The organism is Streptomyces cinnabarinus (assembly GCF_027270315.1).
In the GTDB taxonomy this organism is placed as follows: domain Bacteria; phylum Actinomycetota; class Actinomycetes; order Streptomycetales; family Streptomycetaceae; genus Streptomyces; species Streptomyces cinnabarinus.
The window spans coordinates 4,275,305-4,293,649 of the sequence record NZ_CP114413.1 but is presented as its reverse complement, the minus strand read 5'-3'; the positions used below and the strand labels follow the sequence as shown (position 1 = coordinate 4,293,649).

General features: G+C 70.1%; 24 protein-coding genes. 19 read left to right on the top strand and 5 right to left on the bottom strand.

What is annotated here, in order from left to right; all coding sequences use genetic code 11:
- Positions 1 to 64: 64 nt before the first annotated feature.
- Together STRCI_RS19300 and STRCI_RS19295 are read right to left on the bottom strand one after the other, a co-directional pair.
- The gene (locus STRCI_RS19300; RefSeq protein WP_269660209.1) at positions 65 to 1,087 is read right to left on the bottom strand and encodes a LacI family DNA-binding transcriptional regulator; all 1,023 of its coding nucleotides are present in this window, start codon (positions 1,085 to 1,087) and stop codon (positions 65 to 67) included.
- An 84-nt stretch (positions 1,088 to 1,171) separates the two neighbouring features.
- Positions 1,172 to 1,951, bottom strand: coding sequence for a response regulator transcription factor (locus STRCI_RS19295; RefSeq protein ID WP_269660208.1), 780 nt, complete (start codon positions 1,949 to 1,951; stop codon positions 1,172 to 1,174).
- Positions 1,952 to 2,124: 173 nt separating this feature from the next.
- On the opposite strand from STRCI_RS19295, the gene STRCI_RS19290 reads away from it, so the two are divergent.
- The 8 genes from STRCI_RS19290 (at position 2,125) to STRCI_RS19260 (ending at position 7,227) form a co-directional block, all read left to right on the top strand.
- On the top strand, positions 2,125 to 2,988 hold the full coding sequence (locus STRCI_RS19290; RefSeq protein ID WP_269660207.1) for an alpha/beta hydrolase: 864 nt from the start codon (positions 2,125 to 2,127) through the stop codon (positions 2,986 to 2,988).
- Positions 2,989 to 3,024: 36 nt separating this feature from the next.
- On the top strand, positions 3,025 to 3,279 hold the full coding sequence (locus STRCI_RS19285; RefSeq protein WP_269660206.1) for a MoaD/ThiS family protein: 255 nt from the start codon (positions 3,025 to 3,027) through the stop codon (positions 3,277 to 3,279).
- Between the two features lie 3 nt (positions 3,280 to 3,282).
- The gene (locus STRCI_RS19280; protein ID WP_269660205.1) at positions 3,283 to 4,401 is read left to right on the top strand and encodes a hypothetical protein; all 1,119 of its coding nucleotides are present in this window, start codon (positions 3,283 to 3,285) and stop codon (positions 4,399 to 4,401) included.
- A 147-nt stretch (positions 4,402 to 4,548) separates the two neighbouring features.
- Positions 4,549 to 5,286, top strand: a complete 738-nt coding sequence (locus STRCI_RS19275) for an LmeA family phospholipid-binding protein (RefSeq protein ID WP_269660204.1) — start codon at positions 4,549 to 4,551, stop codon at positions 5,284 to 5,286.
- Positions 5,287 to 5,504: 218 nt separating this feature from the next.
- The gene (locus STRCI_RS43555) at positions 5,505 to 5,585 is read left to right on the top strand and encodes a putative leader peptide (protein WP_350310325.1); all 81 of its coding nucleotides are present in this window, start codon (positions 5,505 to 5,507) and stop codon (positions 5,583 to 5,585) included.
- A 127-nt stretch (positions 5,586 to 5,712) separates the two neighbouring features.
- Positions 5,713 to 6,558: a sulfurtransferase gene (locus tag STRCI_RS19270; RefSeq protein ID WP_269660203.1), complete on the top strand. Its 846-nt coding sequence runs from the start codon at positions 5,713 to 5,715 to the stop codon at positions 6,556 to 6,558.
- Between the two features lie 32 nt (positions 6,559 to 6,590).
- The gene (locus tag STRCI_RS19265) at positions 6,591 to 6,878 is read left to right on the top strand and encodes a DUF1416 domain-containing protein (RefSeq protein WP_015659522.1); all 288 of its coding nucleotides are present in this window, start codon (positions 6,591 to 6,593) and stop codon (positions 6,876 to 6,878) included.
- An 88-nt stretch (positions 6,879 to 6,966) separates the two neighbouring features.
- Complete coding sequence (locus STRCI_RS19260; protein ID WP_041819727.1) at positions 6,967 to 7,227, top strand: DUF3099 domain-containing protein; 261 nt, start codon at positions 6,967 to 6,969, stop codon at positions 7,225 to 7,227.
- A gap of 7 nt (positions 7,228 to 7,234) precedes the next feature.
- On the opposite strand, the gene STRCI_RS19255 is transcribed toward STRCI_RS19260, so the two are convergent.
- Positions 7,235 to 7,597 (bottom strand): DsrE family protein, encoded by a 363-nt coding sequence (locus tag STRCI_RS19255; RefSeq protein WP_019758402.1) that lies wholly within the window; start codon positions 7,595 to 7,597, stop codon positions 7,235 to 7,237.
- Between the two features lie 103 nt (positions 7,598 to 7,700).
- Between STRCI_RS19255 and STRCI_RS19250 the strand changes: the two genes are divergently transcribed.
- The 6 genes from STRCI_RS19250 to ygfZ all read left to right on the top strand — a co-directional run bounded on the left by STRCI_RS19250 (position 7,701) and on the right by ygfZ (position 12,393).
- Positions 7,701 to 8,468 carry a hypothetical protein gene (locus tag STRCI_RS19250; protein ID WP_336298808.1) on the top strand — a complete coding sequence of 256 codons (768 nt, stop codon included), beginning with the start codon at positions 7,701 to 7,703 and terminating at the stop codon, positions 8,466 to 8,468.
- A complete protein-coding gene (locus STRCI_RS19245; protein ID WP_269660202.1) occupies positions 8,465 to 9,250 on the top strand; it encodes a hypothetical protein in 786 nt (261 codons plus the stop codon). Before STRCI_RS19250 ends, STRCI_RS19245 begins: the two co-directional genes overlap by 4 nt.
- Before the next feature lie 2 nt (positions 9,251 to 9,252).
- On the top strand, positions 9,253 to 10,143 hold the full coding sequence (locus tag STRCI_RS19240) for a hypothetical protein (protein ID WP_418953468.1): 891 nt from the start codon (positions 9,253 to 9,255) through the stop codon (positions 10,141 to 10,143).
- 206 nt (positions 10,144 to 10,349) lie between these two features.
- Positions 10,350 to 10,925, top strand: coding sequence for a heme-binding beta-barrel domain-containing protein (locus STRCI_RS19235; protein WP_269660200.1), 576 nt, complete (start codon positions 10,350 to 10,352; stop codon positions 10,923 to 10,925).
- Between the two features lie 42 nt (positions 10,926 to 10,967).
- The gene (locus tag STRCI_RS19230) at positions 10,968 to 11,417 is read left to right on the top strand and encodes a Fur family transcriptional regulator (RefSeq protein ID WP_269660199.1); all 450 of its coding nucleotides are present in this window, start codon (positions 10,968 to 10,970) and stop codon (positions 11,415 to 11,417) included.
- 10 nt (positions 11,418 to 11,427) lie between these two features.
- Entirely contained in the window at positions 11,428 to 12,393 is a 966-nt protein-coding gene (gene ygfZ, locus STRCI_RS19225; RefSeq protein WP_269660198.1) for a CAF17-like 4Fe-4S cluster assembly/insertion protein YgfZ, read from the top strand.
- On the opposite strand, the gene dtd is transcribed toward ygfZ, so the two are convergent.
- Positions 12,390 to 12,815 (bottom strand): D-aminoacyl-tRNA deacylase, encoded by a 426-nt coding sequence (gene dtd, locus STRCI_RS19220; RefSeq protein WP_269660197.1) that lies wholly within the window; start codon positions 12,813 to 12,815, stop codon positions 12,390 to 12,392. The genes ygfZ and dtd overlap by 4 nt on opposite strands.
- 168 nt (positions 12,816 to 12,983) lie before the next feature.
- On the opposite strand from dtd, the gene STRCI_RS19215 reads away from it, so the two are divergent.
- The 3 genes from STRCI_RS19215 (at position 12,984) to STRCI_RS19205 (ending at position 16,180) form a co-directional block, all read left to right on the top strand.
- On the top strand, positions 12,984 to 13,595 hold the full coding sequence (locus tag STRCI_RS19215; protein WP_269660196.1) for an RsiG family protein: 612 nt from the start codon (positions 12,984 to 12,986) through the stop codon (positions 13,593 to 13,595).
- A 136-nt stretch (positions 13,596 to 13,731) separates the two neighbouring features.
- Positions 13,732 to 14,976, top strand: coding sequence for a GNAT family N-acetyltransferase (locus STRCI_RS19210; protein ID WP_269660195.1), 1,245 nt, complete (start codon positions 13,732 to 13,734; stop codon positions 14,974 to 14,976).
- Positions 14,977 to 15,271: 295 nt separating this feature from the next.
- Positions 15,272 to 16,180 carry a winged helix-turn-helix domain-containing protein gene (locus STRCI_RS19205; protein ID WP_269660194.1) on the top strand — a complete coding sequence of 303 codons (909 nt, stop codon included), beginning with the start codon at positions 15,272 to 15,274 and terminating at the stop codon, positions 16,178 to 16,180.
- On the opposite strand, the gene STRCI_RS19200 is transcribed toward STRCI_RS19205, so the two are convergent.
- Positions 16,175 to 16,363 carry a hypothetical protein gene (locus STRCI_RS19200; RefSeq protein ID WP_269660193.1) on the bottom strand — a complete coding sequence of 63 codons (189 nt, stop codon included), beginning with the start codon at positions 16,361 to 16,363 and terminating at the stop codon, positions 16,175 to 16,177. The genes STRCI_RS19205 and STRCI_RS19200 overlap by 6 nt on opposite strands.
- Before the next feature lie 150 nt (positions 16,364 to 16,513).
- Here STRCI_RS19200 and STRCI_RS19195 point away from each other — a divergent pair, with 150 nt between their 5' ends.
- Together STRCI_RS19195 and STRCI_RS19190 are read left to right on the top strand one after the other, a co-directional pair.
- Positions 16,514 to 17,392, top strand: a complete 879-nt coding sequence (locus STRCI_RS19195; protein WP_269660192.1) for a GntR family transcriptional regulator — start codon at positions 16,514 to 16,516, stop codon at positions 17,390 to 17,392.
- Positions 17,393 to 17,418: 26 nt separating this feature from the next.
- Positions 17,419 to 18,138, top strand: coding sequence for an HAD family hydrolase (locus STRCI_RS19190; protein ID WP_269660191.1), 720 nt, complete (start codon positions 17,419 to 17,421; stop codon positions 18,136 to 18,138).
- Positions 18,139 to 18,345: the final 207 nt, after the last annotated feature.

Here is an 18,345-nt window from a genome sequence, read left to right as displayed (position 1 = left end):
CCTGAGCGCTCCCTGAGAAGCCCGACAGAACCTCGTATGCCCGATATAAGGACGGCAGGTGTGTCTACGCGCAGCCGCAGGACCGCCGCGTCACCAGCCGCGACGGAAACACCTTCAGCCGCTCCCGCCGGGACCCGGCGACCCGCAGCCCGTCGTCCAGGACGAGGTCCACGGCCGCCCGGGCCATCGCCGAGCGGTCCGAAGCGATCGTCGTCAGCGGGGGATCCGCCAGCGCCGCTTCCTTGATGTCGTCGAACCCGGCGACGGCCAGCTCGCCGGGCACCTCGATCCGCAGCTCCCGAGCCGCCCGCAGCACACCCAGCGCCTGGTCGTCGGTGGAGCAGAAGATCGCCGGCGGGCGGTCGGGACCGGCGAGGAGGTCCAGCGCTATGCGGTAGGCGTCGTAGCGGTTGTAGGGCGCCTCGAACAGCCGCCCCTCGGGTGAGATCCCCGCTTCCTCCAGGGCGCGCTTCCAGCCCTCGACGTGGTCGGAGACCGGGTCACCGACGGAGGGGGTCTCGGCCGTGCCACCCATACAGGCGACGTACTCGTAGCCGTGCTCCAGCAGATGCCGCACGGCGAGCTGGGCACCGCCGAGGTCGTCCGTGACGACGGCGACGTCGTCGATCGCCTCGGGGCGCTCGTGCAGCAGCACGACCCGTGCGTCCCAGGCGTCGATCTCCGCCGCGGCCAGGTCGTTCAGCGCGTGGCTGACCAGGATCAGCCCGGAGACCCGCATGCCCAGGAAGGCCCGCAGATAGTGGACCTCGCGCTCGCCGACGTAGTCGGTGTTGCCGACGAGGACCATCTTGCCGCGCTCGGAGGCGGCCTGTTCGACCGCGTGCGCCATCTCGCCGAAGAACGGCTGACGCGCGTCCGGGATGATCAGACCTATGAGGTCCGTCCGGCGCGAGGCCATGGCCTGGGCGACCCGGTCGGGCCGGTACCCCAGCTCCTTGATCGCGGCGAGAACGCGCTCGCGCGTGGCCGGGGCGACCGGCCGGGGTCCGTTGTTGATGACATAGCTGACGACGGCAGTGGACGTCCCTGCCAGCCGCGCCACATCATCCCTGGTTACCTTGGCCACGCGCGGAGTCTACGCGGATGGACCCACTCTGGGCAGGGCGTGAAGGCGCTCGCCCGTGCCCCGCCCGAGCGCGGTCCGAGCGGGTCAGGCATCCGCGCTGACCTCGACGCCGTCCAGGACCGCCGTCTCGTCCGTATCCGCCGCCTTTGGCCGGTCCGCGGCGGCCCGCGTCTCCTCGGCCGCGCGGTCGCCCTTCTCGGGCGTAACGAATCGATAACCCACGTTCCGGACGGTACCGATCAGCGACTCGTGCTCGGGGCCGAGCTTGGCGCGCAGCCGCCGTACGTGGACGTCGACCGTCCGGGTGCCGCCGAAGTAGTCGTAGCCCCAGACCTCCTGGAGCAGCTGGGCGCGGGTGAAGACGCGGCCCGGGTGCTGGGCGAGGTATTTGAGGAGCTCGAACTCCTTGAAGGTGAGGTCGAGGACCCGCCCCTTCAGCTTGGCGCTGTAGGTGGCCTCGTCGACGGAGAGGTCGCCGTTGCGGATCTCCATCGGGGAGTCGTCGTTGACGATCTGCTGCCTGCCCATGGCCAGCCGCAGTCGCGCCTCGACCTCGGCGGGACCGGCGGTGTCGAGCAGTACGTCGTCGATGCCCCAGTCGGCGGTGACGGCGGCGAGACCGCCCTCGGTGACGACCAGGATGAGCGGACAGCCGGGTCCGGTGGAGCGCAGCAGCTGACACAGGCTGCGCACCTGGGGGAGGTCACGGCGGCCGTCGATCAGAATGACGTCGGCGCCCGGGGTGTCGACGAGGGCCGGGCCTTCGGCGGGAGCAACGCGCACATTGTGCAGAAGCAGGCCGAGGGCCGGGAGCACCTCCGTCGACGGCTGGAGGGCATTGGTCAGGAGCAGCAGAGAACTCATACGTCTGGTTCCTCCTCGGTCCCTGCGAGGACGTTTGCAGCACAGCGGATTAGCTCTGCGATCCCGGGGCCCCGTACACCTGCGGTTTCCCGCGTCGTATACAACGCTTCCGAAAGCACAAAAGGACCCGGGGGCTACGCTGCCCGAGTCCTCTGCCCAGCAGAATAGCCCACATGAGCACTGGTCCGGCAGGTCATGTGGCGCGTTCGACGGCTGTTCCGAATTCTGAGACGAGCAGACGCACCCCTATACGGACGTTTCTGCGCACGAAAGACGGAGTGCCGATCGATTCCGTATACGAACCGGGTGCGGTCGTATACGACGCCGGAACTCCATCTTCAAGTGACCTGGTGTTCGTGATCGCGCACGGATTCACCGGCGATGTGGATCGACCGCATGTGCGCCGGGTGGCGACGGCATTCGCGCAGTACGGGGCCGTGGTCACGTTCTCCTTCCGCGGCCACGGACGCTCCGGCGGGCGGTCCACGGTGGGGGACAAGGAGGTGCTCGATCTGGCGGCGGCGGTGGCCTGGGCGCGGGAGCTCGGGCACCCGCGCGTGGTGACCGTCGGTTTCTCCATGGGCGGCTCGGTGGTGCTGCGGCACGGCGCGCTGTACGGCTCGGAGCACGTGGGGCGCACGGAGGCGCGAACGGACGCGGTGGTTTCGGTCAGTGCCCCCGCCCGGTGGTACTACCGCGGCACGGCCCCTATGCGCCGGGTCCACTGGCTGGTAACCCGGCGTGAGGGCCGGCTCGTGACCCGCTACGGCCTGCGGACGCGCATCCACCACCGGAGATGGGACCCGGTCCCGCTCTCCCCGGTGGAGTCGGTCCCGCGGATCGCCCCGACCCCGCTGCTGATCGTGCACGGCGACCGGGACGGGTATTTCCCCGTCGACCACCCCCGGATGCTGGCCGAGGCGGCCGGCGACCACGGCGAACTCTGGCTGGAGGCGGGCATGGGCCACGCCGAGCACGCGGCCGCGGACGAGCTGCTGGCCCGGATCGGTCACTGGGCCCTCGGCCGGGCGGGCTAGCCTGGCCCTGTTGACGGAGAGGTCCGGAGGGACGGGATGGCAAAGGTCACGGTGCGCTACTGGGCCGCCGCGAAGGCCGCGGCCGGGATCGGCGAGGAGTCGTACGACGCGGCCACGCTCGCCGAGGCGCTCGCCGCGGTGCGCGAGCGACACCCCGGGGAACTGACGCGCGTCCTGCTGCGCTGCTCCTTCCTCATCGACGGTGACCCCGTGGGCACCCGCGGGCATGAGACGGTACGGCTGGCCGACGGCGGCACGGTCGAGGTGCTCCCGCCGTTCGCAGGAGGATGAGCGATGACCAACCAGCCGTATCAGGGCGGCTACGACGCCTACGACCCGTACGGGCAGCAGCAGCAGCCGCCCGCCCAGGGGCAGGCGTGGCAGCAGGGGTACGAGGACCCGCAGGCCGCCCAGCAGTACACCCAGCAGTGGCAGGGCCAGACCTGGGAGACGCAGGTGCAGGCACCGGTCTCGGCGGCGGAGACGTCGTACGTGCCGCAGCAGGCGTACGACCCCCAGGCGCACGACCCGCAGGGGCACGAGCCGTACGCGGCCCCGCTGCCCCCGATGGCCCCGGCCGCCCCTGAGGCGCCCGCGCCCGCGTCCGTGCCCACGGACCCGAACACGGCCTACGGCCCGGCCACCCTCGGCGGCAACTCCCGTGTGACCGACGCCCAGCGGGCGCGCCTCGAAGGCCGGTCCCCGGTCATCGAGCCCGGGATGCAGCCGGCGGCGCTGACGGCACTGCTGGGCCTGCTGCTGTCGGGCGCGGCGGCGATCGGCACGTACGCGCTGCTCGTCCCGCTGGTGCTCCTGCAGGCCGTCACCGCGGCCGGCTGGTTCCGGCTGAACGGCATGTGGCCGGCCCGCCAGGGCATCGCGCTGGCCTTCGCGGGCGCGCTCACCGCGGACGTGGCGCTGCTGGCGTCCGACCGGGCCCCCTCGGCGATCCTCGGCACGCTGGGCGTCTGGGTCCTGCTCGCCCTGGTCCTCCAGCTCCGCTCCCACGCCGACCCGGACGAGCGGATGTACGGACTGATGGCCACGGTCGCCTCCGCGGCCCTGTCCATCGTGGCGGCGGGCTACCTCGCGGCGAAGGCGGACGCGGTCACCGTGGGCGCGGCGGCCGTGGCGGTGGCCCTGCTGGCCCGGGCGCTCCCGCTGCCGACCCCGGCGTCCGTGGTCGTCTCCCTGCTCGCCGCGGCGGGTGCGGGCATCGCGGTCGGCGGCATGACCGACGTGGGCGCCGAGGGCGCCCTGCTCGGCGCGGCGGCAGCCGCCTGCGCCCTGATCGGCCACCGCGTGGCGAGCTACGACTACCCGTCGAAGTTCGTCCACTTCACGGCGGGAGTCGCCCTGCCCCTGGCCGCGGCGGCCCCGGCGGTGTACGTGCTGGGCCGGGCGCTGGGCTAGCCGCCACGGCGGCGACCCCTGGCCCAGCCCCCAGCCCCCTGTCACAGCTGATCGACAATTCCGGGGCCCCCGGACACCGCAGGGTTACGCTCCCCGGATGGCGGCCACTCGGTCGTCGTGACCGCCTAGGTGGGGGAACACCGGAACATGCGCGCACTGCGGATATCGCTGATCGTCGTCGTCATCCTCGGCGGGCTGTTCGTGCTCGCCGACCGCCTTGCCGTGGGTTTCGCCGAGGACGAGGCCGCGGAGAAGCTGAGGACCACGGAGAACCTCGCCGCCACTCCGGACGTGTCGATCAAGGGCTTCCCCTTCCTGACCCAGATGGCCAGCGGTGAGCTGGACGACGTGGAGGTCGGGATAGAGGACTACGAGGCCAGTGCGGGCACCGGCGGCGAGACCATCCGCATCGCCGGGCTGAAGGCGAACATGAAGGGCGTGCAGTTCTCCGGCGACTACAGCTCCGCCACCGCCGCCTCCGCCACCGGCACCGCCTCCATCACCTACGCCGAGCTGCTCAAGACCGCACAGTCCGAGCCCACCGAGGTCGGCCCCGGGGTCACCGCCCATGTCGTGGGCCTCTCCGACGGCGGCAACGGCCGGATCAAGGTCGCCGTGGAGGCCACCGTCCTCGGCGTGAAGCTGCCCAACCCGGTCTCCGTGCTCAGCTCCGTGACCACCGAGGGCGACATCGTCAAGGTGCACGCCGACTCCCTGCCCTCCTTCGGCGGCGTGGACATCGCCGAGTCCAGGGCCCGCGACATCACCGACTTCGAGCAGCGCATCGACGGTCTCCCCGGAGGCATCCAGCTGGACAAGGTCGAGGCGGCGAAGGACGGCGTGGAGATCAGCGTGAAGGGTTCGAACGTCCGGCTCGCGGGGTAATCACCCCCTCGGTCCCCTCTCGACCCCCTCGGTGAACACCGGGTGTCCGACAGGCGAGACGACGCCGTCCGCACCGTAGATGTGACGGCCGATACAGCACCCCGGAGGCCGTGCGGGACCGGCCTCGACGGCTCGCTCATCCCGCATCCCGGACGATCGCGTCTCAGCATGCGACACGCCGGTGACATGCGCGCCCGTCCCTCCCTACGATCGCAGCTATGAAGCGACAGGCGGATCTCACGAAGCGGCGGGCAGTAGACCTGTGCCGCGTCGCCGCCATGCTCTGTCGCACCTTCTGAGCGAAGAGCACCGACTCCTCGCATTCCCCGCCGCCCTGTTTTCGGGCACCCGTGCGCCGTCCGCACCCGGACCGCGCGCACCCATCTCACTTGCACGCCCCGCCGCAACTGCCCCGGAGGAGAAAGCATGAGCCGCAGCGACGTCCTGGTCGACGCCGACTGGCTCCAGGAGAACCTGGACGACAGCAACATCGCGATCGTGGAGGTGGACGAGGACACGTCCGCCTACGAGAAGAACCACATCAAGAACGCGATCCGGATCGACTGGACCAAGGACCTGCAGGACCCGGTCCGCCGCGACTTCATCGACCAGGAGGGCTTCGAGAAGCTCCTGTCGGCGAAGGGCATCGCCAACGACACGCTGGTGATCCTTTACGGCGGCAACAACAACTGGTTCGCGTCCTACGCCTACTGGTACTTCAAGCTCTACGGCCACGAGAACGTCAAGCTCCTCGACGGCGGCCGCAAGAAGTGGGAGCTGGACGCCCGCGAGCTGGTCGACGGCACCGAGGTGCCCGCCCGCCCGGCGACCGAGTACAAGGCCAAGGCGCAGGACACCTCGATCCGTGCCTTCCGTGACGACGTCGTGGCGGCCATCGGCGCCCAGAACCTCGTCGACGTGCGGTCTCCCGACGAGTTCTCCGGCAAGCTCCTCGCCCCGGCCCACCTGCCGCAGGAGCAGTCGCAGCGCCCGGGCCACGTGCCCAGCGCCCGCAACATCCCGTGGTCGAAGAACGCCAACGACGACGGCACCTTCAAGTCGGACGACGACCTCAAGGCCCTCTACGCCGAGGAGCAGGTGGACCTGGCGAAGGACACCATCGCCTACTGCCGTATCGGTGAGCGCTCCGCGCTGACCTGGTTCGTCCTGCACGAGCTGCTGGGCGTGGAGAACGTCAAGAACTACGACGGCTCCTGGACCGAGTACGGCTCCCTCGTCGGCGTGCCGATCGAGCTCGGCGCCAACAAGTAAGACCACCGACCTTACCCCTCAAGGAGTTCAACATGTGCGGAGCGAAGGCCGGCGGCCCCGACGCCTCGACGATCAAGCCCGGTGAGACCACGATCCAGGGCCAGGTGACCAAGGACGGCGAGCCCATCGTCGGCTACGTCCGTCTGCTCGACTCGACCGGCGAGTTCACCGCGGAGGTCCCCACCTCCGCCACGGGCCAGTTCCGCTTCTACGCGGCCGAGGGCACGTGGACCGTCCGTGCGCTGGTTCCCGGCGGCACGGCCGACCGTACCGTCGTCGCCCAGCAGGGCGGCCTGGCGGAGGTCGCCATCGCCGTCTGAGGCACCTCGCAGACCGGCCGAAGGGCCGCACCCCCGGGTTGGACGCCTGGGTGCGGCCCTTCGGCCTGTCCGGACCTACTCTGGACATATGTACGCACGGCGACGTCATCAGTACTTCGCCATGATGGGCATCTGCATCACGCTGTTCGTCCTGGCCTGGGCCGTCGTACGCCTCTGGTCGGTCCCGGTGGCGGTGGGCATGTGCGTGGTCGCCATGCTGATCCCCCCGCTGGCCGCGATGGTCGCCAACCGACGGGGACCGGACGACCGCTGGTGGGACGATCCGTCCGGCGACCCGAAGTCCGACGAGTGGTGGGACGAACTGGACGGCAAGAAGCGCCGGTTGTAGCCGCGTCTCAGTAGACGAGCGCCTGCGTCCCGTCCCCGAGCGCCTCCTGTACGAAGACCTGCGCGCCCGCGATCCGTACGCCCTCGATGACGTCCTTCTCGGTGATGTCCCGGCGTGCGGCGCACTGGGTGCACAGGGTCACCCTGCCGCCCGCGAGGAGCGAGTCGAGCAGGTCGGGCAGCGGGGCGGCATGCGGCAGTTCGAACTCGGCGGCCCGGCCCGGGAGGGCGAACCACGCGGACTCCCCGGTCAGCCACAGCGAGACCTCGACCCCACTGGCCACGGCCACCGCCGCCACCGTGAACGCCTGCGAACACCGCTCGGGCGCGTCGGCCCCGGCAGTCACCTTGATCACGAGCTTCTTCGCCATGGCTGAATCGTAATCAACTCGCTGGCAACCTTGAGCTTTGACCATGGGTCTCCTGTGAGCGCGCATACGGAATGCGTGCTTCACGTTCCGTGGGGGGACGATTTTGGAAGTACCCGAAGAGACAGCGGCTCCGAGACGCCGGCGCGGGCGTACGGCGCTGCTGCTCACCGGCGCGGCCGTGCTCGGCCTGGTGGCGGGCACCTGTGCCGGCTACCTCGTCCAGGCCGACCGCGAGCCGACGCGACTGCCCTCGCTGTCCCAGCCGGAGCTGACGCGGTCCCGGGGCAAGGCGCCGGAGCCCCTCCCGGCCTCCCTCGACCGCCAGGTCAGGACCGAGGGCGACCTGCGCAAGCTGCTGCTGAAGAAGCCGGCCGGAACGAAGGAACCCGCGTGGTTCACCGGCACCGACGGCTGGTTCGACCTGGCCGACTACACCAGCACCTATGACGACCCGGCCGAGATGTTCGACGCCATGGCCCACGGCTTCCGCCGCGCCGCCGTCACCGGCTGGGAGACCGGCACGTACTCCGTCGAGATCCGGCTGGTGCAGTTCCGGCAGGAGGAGTCGATCGCGGCCGCGGACTCCGCCGAGAACCACCAGTTCTGGGCGACCTTCGACGGCAAGGAGTGGGACAGCCCCTGGACCGACGGCGACAAGAACACCAAGAGCTGGACCGTGCCCGGGACCGAGGACGGAATGGCCTATGTGCACACCGTTCCGGTGGCCGAACCGGGCTATGAGCCGGTGTACAGCGCGGAGGCGCACGCCTGGCGCGGTGACCTCGCCATGGAGATCTGGATCTACAGCACCGAGCCCGTCCCCAGGAAGACGGTCCTGGGTCTGGCCGAGCGGCAGATGGAGCGGCTGTGAGCGAGATCGAGAACCCGGGTGCGGACACCCCGGCGCCGCCCGCGAAGAAGCCCGTACGGCTGCGTCGGGTCGCCGCCGTGGCCGGGGTCCTGCTGCTGGCCGGTGCCCTGGTCGCCGGGGTCGGCCACACCGTGGTGACCGTGCGGGACGCCGACCGGGACGCGGGCGCCCCGCGCTGGAAGTTCCCGCAGGACCGGTCCGACGAGGAGACCGGGGCCGCCCGGCCGACAGGGCTCGCCGGCCTGCTCGTGCCGTACGGCACCTACGGCTGGACCCGGGGGCCCGACGTCACGGAGTTCGGCTCCGACGTGTCCTTCAGCGGCGCCCAGGCCACCGCCCTGCGCAAGGAGTCCCTGCGCAACCTGCCCCGCACCCAGCGTCGGCAGGTCGAGAAGCAGATCGACAAGGCGCGGATCACCGGCATGGCGATGCGCAGCTTCGTGACCTCGGAGCCCGACGAGACCTTCACCGCGAGCGTCGTGCTGTCCCGGATGGAGAACCGGTCGGTCGTCCGGAACATCTCGACGTACCAGAACGATCTCCTCGACTCCCTGGACGTCTTCCGCGACGGTCCGAAGATCAGGGGGTACGACAATGCCTGGTGCTTCCTGTCGCCCAAGGAGGCGGACGAGAACCTGGACTCCCTGATCTGCTCCGCCCACCAGGGCGACATCCTGATCACCGTCATGGCGGACGGCGTCAGGCCACTGGACACCTTCGGGGTCGCGGAGCTGCTGCGCGTGCAGCTCGGCCGCATCGCCGAGCCGGGAGAAGCGGTATGACCATGAACGAACAGCAGGAGACGGCGGCGGCGACGGCGACGGTCCCCGAGACACCGGAAGCACCGGAGGCTGAGGCACCGGAGGCACCGGAGGTCTTGGAGACACCGCAGGCGCCGGAAGCACCCCGCAAGGACCGCCGGGCCCTGCGGGCCGCCCTTCGCTGGACCGCCGTCGTCGCCGTCTTCGCGGCCATCGGCGCGGCCTCGGCGTACGGCGTCACGCGCCTGGAGCGGACCGACGTACCGGGGCTCGCGACCGAGTCGGACGGGCGCTGGGACTACCCCACGCTCACCCTGCCGCCGCTGCCGTCCGGCAGCCCGGGGCCGTTCGACGAGTCGAACCCGGCCGGTACCCACCACGCCGACCTGCGCGCTCTGGTCCTGCCCGCGCCCGAGGGCGCGACGCAGGACAAGGCGCTGCGCGGGGACGACGGCTGGCTCGCGACGAAGGACTTCCTGTCACTGTTCCCCGACCGGACGCAACGGGACGAACTCCGGCAGAAGCTCGTCGACCACGGACTGCGGCACATCGCGGCCCGCGGCTGGACCACCGACGACGGCACCCGGACCCGCGTCTACCTGCTGCGGTTCGGTACCGCGGCGGTGGTCGACGAGCTCACCTCCGGCACCCTCGCCCCGTTCGGCGGCCCGGCCTACCAGGTGCGCGGCGACGTCATCTCCGCGTTCGACGACACGTTGGCGGGGATCAGGGGACCGCAGAACGTCAACCGGTACGCGTACCGGGAGGAGAAGCCGTACGGCGCCCAGCAGGTCCGGCAGGCCTATCTGACCGCGGGTGACGTCCTGGGGCTCGTCGTCCAGTCCCGCAAGGGAAAGGCGCTCGCCGTCCCCTTCCGGCAGACGGTCGTCCTCCAGAGCCAGCTGCTCGGCTGACCTCCGAAAGTGGGCCGGGCCCCGGCCGCGTAAGCTGGGGCCCGGCCTTGTGCAATCGCCCTTACGCTCACCAAGGAGCACCCTGTGATCGTCTTCTTCGAGACCCTGCTGGTCCTGGTCGCCGTCGGCGTCCTCGCCTTCGCCGGACTGACCGTGAAGAAGCTGTACCAGGGCCAGCGCTGACCGACGTCTAGGAAACGCCTCCCATGATCGAGATCCCGTCCGACCTCCACAAGGACCTCGTCCCGCTCGCCTTCCTGCTCGGCAACTGGGCCGGAGCGGGCGTGCACGACTTCCCCGGCGCCGAGAAGTGCAACTTCGGCCAGGAGGTCACCTTCACCCATGACGGCCGGGACTTCCTGGAGTACCACTCCCACACCTGGGTGCTGGACAACGACGGGAACAAGGTCAGGCCGCTGGAGTCGGAGCACGGCTTCTGGCGCATCGACGCCGACCGCAAGGTCGAGATCACGATGACCCGGGACACCGGTGTGATCGAGATCTGGTACGGCGAGCTGGCGGCCAAGAAGCCGCAGATCGACCTGGTCACGGACGCGGTCGCACGCACGGCCGACGCCGCCCCCTACACCGGCGGCAAGCGCCTGTACGGCTACGTCAAGAGCGACCTCATGTGGGTCGGCGAGAAGCAGACCCCCGAGGTCGAGCTGCGCCCCTACATGTCGGCCCACCTCAAGAAGGTTGTCACCCCCGAGGAAGTCGAGCGCTGGGCGAAGGCCCTGCCGGACGACATGCCCGACGACGGGATCGCCTTCTTCAAGTAGGTTCCAGTAGGCCTTTCGCGAAGTGGCTCTAGACTCGTCGGTGTGGTGAGCACCGACTGGAAGAGTGATCTCAGGCAGCGCGGCTACCGGCTGACGCCGCAGCGGCAACTTGTGCTCGAAGCCGTGGACACCCTGGAGCATGCGACCCCCGACGACATCCTCGTGGAAGTGAGGAAGACGGCGTCGGGGGTCAACATTTCCACGGTGTACCGGACCCTGGAGCTCCTGGAGGAGCTCGGTCTGGTCAGCCACGCCCACCTGGGGCACGGGGCGCCGACGTACCACCTCGCGGACCGGCACCATCACATCCACCTCGTGTGCCGGGACTGCACGAACGTGATCGAGGCCGATGTGTCGGTGGCCGCGGAGTTCACCGCCAAGCTGCGGGACACCTTCGGCTTCGAGACCGATATGAAGCACTTCGCGATCTTCGGGCGCTGCAAGGACTGCGCGCGCAAGAGCTCGCTGAAGACTTCAACTACCGAGTCGTAGGCTTGCTCCCATGAAGAGCCCTCTGCTGACCCTGCCCGGTGCCGTCCCCGCCGAGGGCGTGGACGAAGGTGTCGCCGCCCACTACGGCGAACTGTTCCGCGAGCAGCGCGCGCTCGCCGACGGCTCCGGTTTCGTCGACCTCTCGCACCGCGGGGTCGTCGCCGTGACCGGCCCGGACCGGCTGAGCTGGCTGCATCTGCTGCTCACCCAGCACGTCAGCGAGCTGCCCGCGGGCGAGGCCACGGAGGCGCTGATCCTCTCCGCGCACGGCCACATCGAGCACGCGCTGTACCTGGTGGACGACGGCACGACGGCCTGGGCCCATGTCGAGCCCGGCACCCAGGACGCGCTGATCGCCTACCTGGAGTCGATGAAGTTCTTCTACCAGGTCGAGGTCACCGACCGGACCGCCGACATCGCCGTGGTGCATCTGCCCGCCGGGTCCATCGCCGAGGTCCCCGAGGGGGTCGTCGTACGCGAGACGGCATACGGCCGTGATCTCTTCCTCCCGCGCGCCGACCTGGAGTCCTACGCCGAGAAGGCCGGGCCCGCGGCCGGGCTGCTCGCCTACGAGGCGCTGCGCGTCGAGCACCACCGCCCGCGGCTCGGCTTCGAGACCGACCACCGCACGATCCCGCACGAGCTGGGCTGGATCGGTACCGCGGTCCATCTCCAGAAGGGCTGCTACCGCGGCCAGGAGACCGTTGCCCGGGTGCAGAACCTCGGCAAGCCGCCGCGGCGGCTGGTCTTCCTGCACCTCGACGGCAGCGAGGTGCACCTCCCGGTCGCCGGGACGGAGATCCGGCTCGCGGAGGAGGGGCCCGACGGGCGGAAGATCGGGTTCATCACGACGTCGGTACGCCATCACGAGCTGGGGCCGGTCGCCCTCGCGCTGGTGAAGCGGAACGTGCCGACGGACGCGGCGCTGGTGGCGGGGGAGACGGCGGCGGCGCAGGAAGTCGTCGTAGAGCCCTAGATTTCCAGCTGGACCGTGAACGGGCCGTCATTCGTCAGCGAGACCCTCATCTTCGCGCCGAAGCGGCCCGTCGCCACGGTCGCGCCGAGGGAGCGGAGTTGGGCCACCACCTCGTCGACCAGCGGCTCGGCCACATCGCCCGGGGCGGCGGCGTTCCAGGTGGGGCGGCGGCCCTTGCGGGCGTCGCCGTAGAGCGTGAACTGGCTGATGACCAGGAGCGGGGCGTCGATGTCGCTGCACGACCGCTCGTCGTTCAGCATGCGGATCGACCAGAGTTTGCGGGCGAGTTGGGCCGCCTTCTCCTTGGTGTCGTCATGGGTGACGCCGACGAGGACGCACAGTCCCTCGCCGGTGATCTCCCCTACGGTCTCCCCGTCCACGACGACGCTCGCGCCGTCCACTCTCTGCACCACTGCACGCATGCGGACCATCATGCCGTGCGCCGCGGGCCGGTCCGTAAGGGAGTTCCGGGAATTCTTTTTTGATCCTTAACCCCCCATCTGGGGCCGATCGGGGGCACTCGGTCACATAGCGACCACTTGGGGTGGCACGATGCTTCCACACGCCGGTCGAGGGGACGGTAGAGGCACATGAGCACACCGAGTACCGGGCGGCCGCCCGGGGCTGTCTCGTTGACCCACGTGGGCCAGCGAAGTCAGCCGCGGCCGCCCGCGCAGCGCACCGCGACGGAGGCGTCGGCGTGGCTGCCGGCCGTTCCGCCCGAGCACGAACTGACCGTACTGAGGCTGCCCGAGTTGCGCACGCTGCGGCGGGACGCGCAGCGCGACGAGGCGGATCTGAGCTATGTGCGGCGGCTGCTGCAGGGGCGGATCGACATCCTGCGGGCGGAGCTGGCGCGGCGGTCGCCGGTCGGGGCGGCGTCGGTGGTCGAACGGCTCCCGGAGATCCTGCGGGACGCTCCCGCGCGGCAGCGGTCCTCGGCTCGGCATGTCACGCTCGGGACGCCGCACAGCGAGGAGTACCGGCGGCTGGCGGCGGAGATGCTGGCGGAGGTCGAACTGTCCGACCTCGGCGCCCGCACGGACGCGGAACTGACCGAGGCGATGGCCCGCCTGGTCCGCTACGAGCAACAGGTCTCGGTCCGCCGCCAATCCCTGCAGCGCACGACGGACGACTGCAGCGCGGAAATCGCCCGCCGCTACCGGGAGGGCGAGGCCCAGGTGGACGACTTGCTGCTGTGACCTTTTCGCGCCCACCCAGGGGGCTCTCGGGGCGGAGCCCCCAGTGGGGGCCCCTCTGGGGGAGGGACGGGTAGGGGCGGCGGGGGCGAGGGAAATCGTCGCGACACCCCCCGCGGCCCCGGCCTACCGTGAGTCCATGACCCGCGCCGCTGACATCGACGTCCGACCGACCACCGAAGCCGAGCTCGCCGACTGGCACCGCGCCGTGAACACCGGGTTCCTGCGGGAGCCGACACTCACCGAGGAGCAACTGGCCGCCAGGGAACCCTGGTTCGTCCCCGGCAGACTCCTCGGCGCCTTCGACGGCGACCGCTGCGTCGCCACCTTCCGGTCCTTCGACCAGCGGCTCACGGCCGTCGGCGGCACCGCCGTCCCCGCCGACGCGATCACCAACGTCACCGTCTCCCCCACTCACCGCCGCCGCGGCCTCCTCAGCCGCATGATGGAGCGCGACCTCGCCGCCGCGAAGGAGCGCGGCGACGCCGTCGCCACCCTCATCGCCGCCGAGTACCCGATCTACGGCCGCTACGGCTTCGGCCCCGCCACCACCATGGCCGAGTGGACGATCGACGTACCCCGCACCGGCCTCGACCCCCGCTGGTCCGGCCCCGAGGACGGCGGAAGGATCGACCTGATCGACGCCCCGGACGTCCGCAAGCTCGGCCCGGAACTGCACGAGCGCCTGCGCCGTACGCTCCCCGGCGCCGTCAGCCGGGACGATCTGTGGTGGCAGGTCACCACCGGCGCGGTGCTGTTCTTCCACAGCTTCAAGGAACCCCACTACGCCGTGTACCGCTCGAAGTCCGGCGAGGTCGAGGGCATGGTGGCGTACACCTCCGACGACCACTGGGGCGACGGCAAGCAGCCGCTCAACACGGCGACTGTGAAGTGGCTGATCGGGGTGACCCCGGCCGCGGAGCGCGCCCTGTGGCGGTACCTGTGCTCCATCGACTGGATCGCCACCGTCAAGACCGGCTGGCGCGCGCCCGACGATCTGCTCCCGCACTTCCTCCCCGACCCCCGAGCCGCCCGGCTGACCTCCCAGGCCGACTGGATGTGGGTGCGGATCCTCGATGTCGTCCGGGCCATGGAGGCGAGGACGTACGCGGGCGCGGGGTCGCTGGTGCTGGACGTCGTGGACGGCGGCGGGCGGTACCGGCTGGAGGCCGCCGCGGACGGCACCGGGGCCTGCGCGGCCACCACCGACACCGCCGATCTCGGCATCACGCTCTCCGACCTCGCCACGCTCTGGCTCGGCGACGAGACCGCCGTACGGCTCGCCGCGCTCGGCCGGGTCCGGGAAGAACGAGCGGGCGCCGCCCGTGTGGCCGACGCCCTGCTGCGTACGTCCAGGCGGCCTTGGTGCCCGGACCTGTTCTGAGCTCCTCCCGCCGACGACAGGCCTTGTCCTCCGTACTCATCCGTAGCGTGCTCTTCAGTTGTGGATGAAGTTGTAGTTGTGGTTGTTGTGCGTCGTGCTGACTGAACCGGGCTCCCGGCTCCCCTCCGGAAGGGAGCCCGGCCAGTCGTGTCCGGTGCCTCAGATCGCCAACCCCCTGAAAGTTTGACCATGTTGCGCAAGTTGGCGACCAACTTCACTGTACTTATGACCGCGTGGAAGCGTCTCATAACCACCTTTCAGTGAACTGCCCAAAGATGGCGGGAAGTTGTACTGTTTGGCCGTGGACCCGAAACACGCCTCCGTCAATGGACGGAAGAGGTCACCGCGGCCACAGAAGTCACATCGCGAGGTGGCCGACGAGCTGCGCGCCCGGATCCGCTCCGGCGAGCTCCAGCCCGGCCAGCGCATGCCGACCCAGGCCCGGCTGGCCGACGAGTTCGGCGTGGAACGGGGAGCCGTACGGCAGGCCCTGCGCATCCTGCAGTCCGAGCATCTGCTCATCAACGTGTCCAAGGGCAGCCCCGCCACCGTCGCCCCGGACCTCGGCAGGGCCCTGACCGGCCCCGGAGCCCGGCCGCTGCCCACCATGGTGGCGCTCGCACCCCGTACGGCGTCCGCCTTCGCCGCTCCGCACGTCGAGATCGACGCCCTGTGTCTGACCGCCGTCTCGCTCACCCTCGCCCTCGGCGAACCGCTGCGCCAGATCCACGCCGGACGGCTGAAACCGGCCAAGGTCGACGTCCGGGTCCTGTTGCCGAGCCGTCATATCGATCTCGCCTTCCCGGCCCCCGTGGACGCCACGGCCGCGGGTCGGCTGCGCCGCCGCTGGCTGGCCCAGCGCAATGCCCAGGGCCAGGTGCTCCAGCACAATCTGCTGGCTCTGCGGGCGACGCACGGCATCGATGTGCAGGTCACCTTTCGCGCCCTGCCTTTCACGCCTCCGGTGAAGCTGTACCTGCTCAACGGCGTGGAGGCGCTCTTCGCCTACTACACGGTGACGCGTCGCGAGGAGGAGATCGACCACGAGTTCCTGGAGCTCTACGACGCCGAGGGGACCCGGTCCATGCTGTTCGCCTTCGAGCAGGGCACCGGGCTGCGCGACACCACCTTCGTGGAGCAGTCGCATCTGTGGTTCAACTCGCTGTGGGAAACGATCAGTTCGGAGCTGGAGCTGACGTCATAGGGCGGGCCCCGAGACCAGCAGGGCCAGCACCACGGCGCCGGCGGAGCTGATCGCGGGGCTCTTGGCCTTGATGCCTATCGTGAGCAGCAGCAGTCCGACGATGCCGGTGGTGCCGTACTTGACTTCGATACTCTGTTCGATGCCGACGACGACGATTGCGGCGAGGAGGGCGATGACAGGCACGGTGTTCCCCCTTCTGGTGTTCCAACCCGAGGTAAAGCTTCCGCCAACTCGGCCAAGTTGGTACCAACTCTGCTTATGTTGTCCCCACTTGGTTACTAGTCATAAACAAGTTCCAAACAACTCCCCGTAGATGGAGTGGAGTTGTAGCGTTTGGTCGTGACACAGGAGAACGTGGCAGTGAACGGCAGCAGAAGGCTCTCCCCCCAGGAGATCGCCGACATCCTGCGGGAGCGGATCCGCGCCGGCGAGCTCAAGGCGGGCGACCGCCTGCCCACGCAGGCGGAACTCGCCGAGGAGTTCAACGTCGAGCGCGGCACCGTCCGGCAGGCCCTGCGCGCGCTCCAGGAGGACGGCCTGCTCAGCAATGTCAGCAAGGGCAGCCCGCCGCGGATCGCCGCCCCCGCCCCCACCCGCGGCGAGCCCAAGCCGACCATGGTCGGACTCGCCCCCCGCCTGGCCGAGGCGTTCGCCGCCCGCCAGGTGAAGGTGGACGTCGTCTGTCACACCGCCGAGACCCTGATGCTGGCCCTCGGCGAGCCGCTGCGCCGGATCCACGCCGGCTCCGTCCGCCCGGAGTCCATCGACGTCCGCATCCTGCTCCCGTCCCGCGAGATCACCCTCGCCTTTCCGGTGCTGGTCGAGGGCGACGCCGAGGACGACTCGGTCCACAAGCGCTGGCTGGAGATGCGCAACGCCCAGGCGCGGGTCCTGCGCCACAACCTCGAAGCGATCCGCAGCACCCACGGCGTCGACGTCCGCGTCACCTTCCGCGCCCTGCCCTTCACGCCCCCGGTGAAGCTGTATCTGCTCAACGGCGACGAGGCGCTGATCGGGTACTACGTGGTCACCGAGCGGGCGGAGGAGTACGAGAGCCGGACCCTGGAGATGTACGACGTACTGGGCACCCAGTCCCTGCTGTTCTCCTTCGCCAGGCAGGCCGAGGAGCGCGACGGAGCCTTCGTGGAGGAATCCCAGAAGTGGTTCGACGCCCTCTGGGAAACGATCTCCACTGAGCTGACACTCTCCTAGTGACCTCTGAGACGCAGGCTGAAGCAGTGACCGAGCGGACCGAGAACGACCCCGAAGAACTCCGGAACCTGATCAGCGACGCCCGCGTGGTGCTCTGGGACTTCGACGGGCCCGTCTGCCGGCTGTTCGCCGGGCACAAGGCGGAGCGGGTGGCGACCGACCTGGTGGAGTGGCTGGAAGGGCGCGGTCTGCACAGTCTGCTCACGGCCGACGAACGCAAGTCCCTCGACCCGCAGGTCGTGCTGCGCGCCGTGGACCGCCGGCACCCGGGCAGCGACCTGGTCGCCGAGCTGGAGGAACGTTTGACCAAGGAGGAGCTGCGGGCCGCCGGCTCCGCCATGCCGACCCCGTACGCCGATCCGCTGATCCGCACCTGGACCGCGGTCGGCTCCCGGCTGGCCGTCGCGACCAACAACTCCCCGCGCGTGGTGCGCAGTTACCTCGCGAGCCGAGGGCTCACGTCCTGCTTCACCCCGCACTTCTACGGCCGCACCCAGCAGTTGAACCACCTCAAGCCCCATCCGCACTGTCTGAACCGCGCCCTGAACGCCATGGGCGCGGCCCCCAGGGCGGCGCTGATGATCGGCGACACCCCCTCCGACTACCTCGCCGCCCGGAACGCCGGGGTTCCGTTCCTGGGCTACGCGCGTAACGGCCGCAAGGAGCGGCTGCTGCGGGAGGCGGGGGCGACGGCGGTCGTCGGCTCGCTGTGGCCGGTGCTTCGAGTGGTTCGGGGCCTGAGCTGACCCCCGCGTACGCTACGCTTCGCGCACCGCCTGAGCGGACGCTCTGTTTCGCTCGTATACAGGGTCATGGAGCGGCGAGAACAAGCCAGTCTCCGACAGCCCGGCCGACCGGTGCGTGAACAGCCGCAAACCACCCGATGCGGCTACTCAAGCCCGCCTCCGGTCGCGCCTGCTACAACGCGCACTTACTGTCTGCCATACCTTCCG

What these genes read in the sequence shown, in the direction of transcription:
- STRCI_RS19295 (WP_269660208.1), bottom strand. Translation starts at nt 1,951, where the DNA reads ATGAGTTCTCTGCTGCTCCTGACCAATGCCCTCCAGCCGTCGACGGAG.
- STRCI_RS19290 (WP_269660207.1), top strand. Translation starts at nt 2,125, where the DNA reads ATGAGCACTGGTCCGGCAGGTCATGTGGCGCGTTCGACGGCTGTTCCG.
- STRCI_RS19285 (WP_269660206.1), top strand. Translation starts at nt 3,025, where the DNA reads ATGGCAAAGGTCACGGTGCGCTACTGGGCCGCCGCGAAGGCCGCGGCC.
- STRCI_RS19280 (WP_269660205.1), top strand. Translation starts at nt 3,283, where the DNA reads ATGACCAACCAGCCGTATCAGGGCGGCTACGACGCCTACGACCCGTAC.
- STRCI_RS19275 (WP_269660204.1), top strand. Translation starts at nt 4,549, where the DNA reads ATGCGCGCACTGCGGATATCGCTGATCGTCGTCGTCATCCTCGGCGGG.
- STRCI_RS43555 (WP_350310325.1), top strand. Translation starts at nt 5,505, where the DNA reads ATGAAGCGACAGGCGGATCTCACGAAGCGGCGGGCAGTAGACCTGTGC.
- STRCI_RS19270 (WP_269660203.1), top strand. Translation starts at nt 5,713, where the DNA reads ATGAGCCGCAGCGACGTCCTGGTCGACGCCGACTGGCTCCAGGAGAAC.
- STRCI_RS19265 (WP_015659522.1), top strand. Translation starts at nt 6,591, where the DNA reads ATGTGCGGAGCGAAGGCCGGCGGCCCCGACGCCTCGACGATCAAGCCC.
- STRCI_RS19260 (WP_041819727.1), top strand. Translation starts at nt 6,967, where the DNA reads ATGTACGCACGGCGACGTCATCAGTACTTCGCCATGATGGGCATCTGC.
- STRCI_RS19255 (WP_019758402.1), bottom strand. Translation starts at nt 7,597, where the DNA reads ATGGCGAAGAAGCTCGTGATCAAGGTGACTGCCGGGGCCGACGCGCCC.
- STRCI_RS19240 (WP_418953468.1), top strand. Translation starts at nt 9,253, where the DNA reads ATGAACGAACAGCAGGAGACGGCGGCGGCGACGGCGACGGTCCCCGAG.
- STRCI_RS19235 (WP_269660200.1), top strand. Translation starts at nt 10,350, where the DNA reads ATGATCGAGATCCCGTCCGACCTCCACAAGGACCTCGTCCCGCTCGCC.
- ygfZ (WP_269660198.1), top strand. Translation starts at nt 11,428, where the DNA reads ATGAAGAGCCCTCTGCTGACCCTGCCCGGTGCCGTCCCCGCCGAGGGC.
- dtd (WP_269660197.1), bottom strand. Translation starts at nt 12,815, where the DNA reads ATGCGTGCAGTGGTGCAGAGAGTGGACGGCGCGAGCGTCGTCGTGGAC.
- STRCI_RS19215 (WP_269660196.1), top strand. Translation starts at nt 12,984, where the DNA reads ATGAGCACACCGAGTACCGGGCGGCCGCCCGGGGCTGTCTCGTTGACC.
- STRCI_RS19210 (WP_269660195.1), top strand. Translation starts at nt 13,732, where the DNA reads ATGACCCGCGCCGCTGACATCGACGTCCGACCGACCACCGAAGCCGAG.